Source organism: Rhodosalinus sp. FB01 (genome assembly GCF_041365715.1).
In the GTDB taxonomy this organism is placed as follows: domain Bacteria; phylum Pseudomonadota; class Alphaproteobacteria; order Rhodobacterales; family Rhodobacteraceae; genus Rhodosalinus.
The window spans coordinates 1-3837 of the sequence record NZ_JBGFSH010000024.1; the positions used below are offsets into that span (position 1 = coordinate 1).

General features: G+C 60.4%; 4 protein-coding genes. All 4 read right to left on the bottom strand.

The features are described 5' to 3' along the window. Positions 1 to 217 precede the first annotated feature (217 nt). Complete coding sequence (locus tag AB6A65_RS16295) at positions 218 to 2176, bottom strand: hypothetical protein (protein WP_371039457.1); 1959 nt, start codon at positions 2174 to 2176, stop codon at positions 218 to 220. Further along, complete coding sequence (locus AB6A65_RS16300) at positions 2058 to 2468, bottom strand: DEAD/DEAH box helicase family protein (protein ID WP_371039458.1); 411 nt, start codon at positions 2466 to 2468, stop codon at positions 2058 to 2060. Before AB6A65_RS16300 ends, AB6A65_RS16295 begins: the two co-directional genes overlap by 119 nt. Positions 2469 to 2513: 45 nt before the next feature. Next, complete coding sequence (locus AB6A65_RS16305) at positions 2514 to 3449, bottom strand: type I restriction endonuclease (protein WP_371039459.1); 936 nt, start codon at positions 3447 to 3449, stop codon at positions 2514 to 2516. Then, positions 3446 to 3837, bottom strand: a 392-nt coding sequence (locus tag AB6A65_RS16310) for a DUF4268 domain-containing protein (protein ID WP_371039460.1), incomplete at its 5' end; no start/stop codon positions are given. The genes AB6A65_RS16310 and AB6A65_RS16305, both read right to left, overlap by 4 nt.

The following is a 3837-nucleotide window of genomic DNA, read 5'->3' on the forward strand; positions in this document are numbered from 1 at the left end:
ATCAGGCCGCGTCACCCAGGTTTCAGCATAGCTCCCGCTTGAACGTCCGGTCGTTGATCCGTCGGCTGCACAGGTGAGGTAGTTTTCTCAGACCGACCGGATGCTTAGAGTAGGCCTCCGGCCTGAAAGGGGTGTGAAAAAGGGGGGGTACGGGGGAATACTGTGTCCTCGCTTGGCGGGAATGCTATAGGCGTTCCGCGCCAAATTTTTCGATCCACTATGGCGACGGCTGTGATGCCCTGAGTCCCTCCCACAGTTTACCAGGACCGAGAAGGATCTCCTTGATCGCACGTCTCACGGCCTCGCTGTCCAAGGCTTGTTTGCTCATTGACGAGTGCGCTGCGAAAGAGTCTATGATCGCGTTCATCAGTTCCTCCGACAGGTTCGGCGAAGCCGCAAATTGCTCCTTGCTGTTGTTTCGTGCCTGTTGGGCGAGAACCTCGGACTCCATCAGCTTCTGGCGAAGGACTTCGTTCACATAGACGAGCTTGTCTGCATCCGTGAGGTCGCCCTCGAAAAGGTCGTTCACCCGTTCGATGATCTCGTCGAGCCTCACCTTCTCAGGATCGCGAGCCTGACCGGACCCAAGTTCGGTCGCTGGCTTCAGCTTGGTGTCGTCACCATCCAGTAACAGTGAACGCCCACCCTTGGACGACAGCTTGTGGTGCGTCAGGACCACCTTGGACAGGTCAACTTCTTCTCGCTCTCTACCGAAATCTAAGAGCTTCATGAGGTACTTGAAGAAGATAGCCCGCTTTTCGACCGCCGTGTTCCCATAGTCGAAGATCTGCGAGAGGAACGCGTAGACGCGCAGGTAGGTCTGCATGTCCCCCTTGAGCAGCTCAAGACCGCTCATGATGTCCCGCGCCTCTTTCTCGACAGCCTCGTCTTTCTTGGACCTCGCGTCGATCCAGCGGCGCTTTGCCTCTGCGTAGGTCATCACGATGCGCCGGGCGACCGGCTCAACCGCCTTCACAAGGTCACTCTGTTTGGATGCCGGGTCCAGGGCCGCTCGCACAACGCGATCGACCTCGAACTCGTCGTAGTGTCCCGATCCATCGAGCTTGGCCCCAAGATCGTAGATCAGGTTCGGGTCCGTCACGTCTTCAAGCTCGGCGCGTCCGTAATACTGGCTGAACGCCTTCAGAACGTCCTCGGAGCTGTCGGAGAAATCGAGGACGTATGTGGTATCTTTGACCACACCGCCCTTCGAGTACGCCCGGTTGAGACGGGACAGTGTTTGCACAGCCTGTACGCCCGCAAGCCGCCGATCTACGTACATGGCGCAGAGGAGGGGCTGGTCGAAGCCGGTCTGGAACTTGTTCGCGACGAGCAGGATATGAAAGCTGTTGGTGTCGAACGCCTCCTTGATGTCACGCCCACGAAGATCCGGGTTCATTGCCGCGCCGGTCTCGCTGAAGGGTTCCGGCCCGCTCTCGTTGTCGTTCACCTCGCCCGAGAACGCGACCAGCGTTCCGATCGGGTAGCCCTGCTCCTTGATGTACTTGTCGATGGCGAGCTTCCAACGAACGGCTTCCTTGCGTGACTGCAGAACGACCATGGCCTTCGCGCGACCGTCGAGGAGGTGCGCGACGTTCGCCCGGTAGTGCTCCACAACGATCTTGACCTTCTGGCTGATGTTATGGGGATGCAGCCGCACCCAGTTCATCAAGCCGCGCATGGCGGCATCGCGCTCGACCTCATCGCTCTCAAGTTCCTTGCCCTCTGACGCAAGGCGGACGGCGAGGCTGTAGGGCGTGTAGTTTTGCAGAACGTCGAGGATGAAGCCTTCCTCAATCGCCTGTCGCATCGAGTACACGTGAAATGGCTCTGGCAGGTTGTCATTGCCCGCCGGGGCGCTTGGCTCAGGACGACGCCCGAACAACTCCATCGTCTTGGCTTTCGGAGTGGCCGTGAAGGCGACGTAGGTGACTCCCGTATCGCTGGCGCGGGCCTTCATCTGCGCCGCGAGGATATCCTCGGTGGTGTACTCCCCGCCGTCCCGAAGCTCTTCCAACTCTTCGGGTGACAGCGCTGCCTTGAGTTTCGACGCTGCCTCACCGGTCTGCGAGCTGTGCGCCTCGTCTGCGATGACCGCGAAGGTCTTTCCTTGCGTCGCCGAGAGCCGCCTCACCTCGTCCAAAGCGAGGGGGAACGTCTGGATCGTGCAGACCACGNGCCTCACCGGTCTGCGAGCTGTGCGCCTCGTCTGCGATGACCGCGAAGGTCTTTCCTTGCGTCGCCGAGAGCCGCCTCACCTCGTCCAAAGCGAGGGGGAACGTCTGGATCGTGCAGACCACGATCTTCTTACCCTCTGCCAGCGCCTGAGCAAGTTGCCCGCTCTTGCTGCCTCCGTCGCCCTTGATCGTTTCAACGACTCCAAGGGTGCGCTCGAAACTGAAGATCGCCTCCTGAAGCTGCCCGTCGATGACACGCCGATCGGACACGACGATCACGGTGTCGAACATTTTCTGCTTGGACGCATCGTGCAGATCCGCGAGGAAATGCGCTGACTAGGCGATTGAGTTCGTCTTTCCCGATCCTGCCGAGTGCTGGATCAAGTACTTCTGTCCCGGTCCTTCCTGCAGGACGGTGCGCACCAGTTTCCGGGTCGCGTCGAGCTGGTGGTAGCGGGGGAAGATCAGCGCGTTCGGCTGACCCTTCTTGTCCTTCTGGGCGATGATGTAACGACCGATCAGCTCCAGCCAGCTTTCTCGATCCCAGACCTCTTCCCAGAGATAGGATGTCCGGTGGCCGTGCGGGTTCAGAGGGTTGCCAGCCGCGCCGTCATCTCCCTTGTTGAACGGCAGGAAGCGCGTCGCCTTGCCTTCCAGCTTCGTCGTCATGAACACTTGCGCGTTGCTCACCGCGAAGTGCACCAAGGCCCCACTCGGAAAACTCAGCAGCGGTTCTGTCCGGCCCCCGAGCTTCGGAGGGCGGTCGTAGCGGTACTGGTCGATGGCATCCTCCACGCTCTGCGTGAAGTCGGTCTTCAGCTCTGACGTGGCGACCGGGATGCCGTTGAGGAACAGAACGAGGTCGATCGAGTTCTCGTTGGCCAACGAGTACTTCACCTGCCGGATGACCCGCAGCCGATTCGCCTGATGCCGCGCGACGATCTCCGGGTTCTCGGCCAGTGCGGGCTTGAACTCGGCCAGCTTCAGGGTGCCGTCAACGCCGATCATCTCGATGCCGTGCCGCAGGACATCGAGCGTTCCCCGCGCATCGATCTGCTTGCGCACCCGGTCCAGAAGCGCTGTGTCCCCAGACTTGGCGATCGCCTCCCATGCCTTGGGCTGGGACGTCTTCACCCACTCCAGGAGGTCTGGCGCGTAGAGCGCTCTGGCCCTGTCGTACCGCTTGGCGTCCTCAGCCTCATGTAGCCAGCCATGCGAGGCGAGGTGGTCGCAGATCTCGTTCTCGAGGCTGATCTCCTTGTGGATGTTCATCCGAGGGCCTCGGAGGGATATCGACCCAACTCAGCAACGCCATCGCGGATTCTCACGGCCCTCAGGTGCGGGCGAACGGCATCCACCAGTCTGTTCATCGCGTCTGTCATTCGCTGATGGGTCGCAGCCCAGGTTGTTTCGGGGTCACGGAAGCCACCGCCCACCTTGGCGCTGATCCTACAGGCTCTCTTCCCTTCCAGCCGCTCCCACGTAAGCGAGCCGCCATAGGCTTCTTCAATGGCCTCTTTGTTCGCATAGAGCTGGTCAAAGATCTGGAGATTCTCGTCGTTCATGTCCTTGCCGCGATCGATGTAGACCTCGGCTTGCGCCCCCTCTTTCGGGACCGAGTAGTTGAAGCCGACCCCACGAATGATGGAGCTATGCTGAA

What these genes read in the sequence shown, in the direction of transcription:
- AB6A65_RS16305 (WP_371039459.1), bottom strand. Translation starts at nt 3,449, where the DNA reads ATGAACATCCACAAGGAGATCAGCCTCGAGAACGAGATCTGCGACCAC.